This window comes from Fluctibacter halophilus, assembly GCF_020687825.1.
GTDB classification, from domain to species: Bacteria; Pseudomonadota; Gammaproteobacteria; order Enterobacterales; family Alteromonadaceae; genus Fluctibacter; species Fluctibacter halophilus.
Map to the genome: position 1 here is coordinate 1 of NZ_JAJEWP010000013.1, position 1,203 is coordinate 1,203.

The following is a 1,203-nucleotide window of genomic DNA, read 5'->3' on the forward strand; positions in this document are numbered from 1 at the left end:
ACTTGGGTGTTGTATGGTTAAGCCTCACGGGCAATTAGTACAGGTTAGCTTAACGCCTTACAACGCTTCCACATCCTGCCTATCAACGTCTTAGTCTAAAACAACCCTTAAGGACAGTTAAACTGTCAGGGATGACTCATCTTGGGGCTCGCTTCCCGCTTAGATGCTTTCAGCGGTTATCGATTCCGAACGTAGCTACCGGGCAATGCGATTGGCATCACAACCCGAACACCAGCGGTTCGTCCACTCCGGTCCTCTCGTACTAGGAGCAGCTCCCCTCAATCATCCAACGCCCACACCAGATAGGGACCGAACTGTCTCACGACGTTCTAAACCCAGCTCGCGTACCACTTTAAATGGCGAACAGCCATACCCTTGGGACCGACTTCAGCCCCAGGATGTGATGAGCCGACATCGAGGTGCCAAACACCGCCGTCGATATGAACTCTTGGGCGGTATCAGCCTGTTATCCCCGGAGTACCTTTTATCCGTTGAGCGATGGCCCTTCCATTCAGAACCACCGGATCACTATGACCTACTTTCGTACCTGCTCGACGTGTCTGTCTCGCAGTTAAGCTAGCTTATGCCATTGCACTAACCTCACGATGTCCGACCGTGATTAGCTAACCTTCGTGCTCCTCCGTTACTATTTGGGAGGAGACCGCCCCAGTCAAACTACCCACCAGACACTGTCCGCAACCCCGATAAGGGGCCAACGTTAGAACATCAAACATACAAGGGTGGTATTTCAAGGTCGGCTCCACACACACTGGCGTGCATGCTTCAAAGCCTCCCACCTATCCTACACATGTAGGTTCAATGTTCAGTGCCAAGCTGTAGTAAAGGTTCACGGGGTCTTTCCGTCTAGGTGCGGGTACACTGCATCTTCACAGCGATTTCAATTTCACTGAGTCTCGGGTGGAGACAGCGTGGCCATGGTTACACCATTCGTGCAGGTCGGAACTTACCCGACAAGGAATTTCGCTACCTTAGGACCGTTATAGTTACGGCCGCCGTTTACCGGGGCTTCGATCAAGAGCTTCGCTTACGCTAACCCCATCAATTAACCTTCCGGCACCGGGCAGGTGTCACACCCTATACGTCTTCTTTCGAATTAGCAGAGTGCTGTGTTTTTAATAAACAGTCCCAGCCACCTGGTCACTGCGACCACCAACCGCTTAGAGAGCAAGTCTCATCACAGCC

General features: G+C 52.2%; 1 rRNA gene (only partly in view). It reads right to left on the reverse strand.

Annotation, left to right across the window (positions count from 1 at the left end):
- Window positions 1–13 precede the first annotated feature (13 nt).
- Window positions 14–1,203, reverse strand: a 23S ribosomal RNA gene (locus LJ739_RS18980); it runs 1,789 nt beyond the window's last position.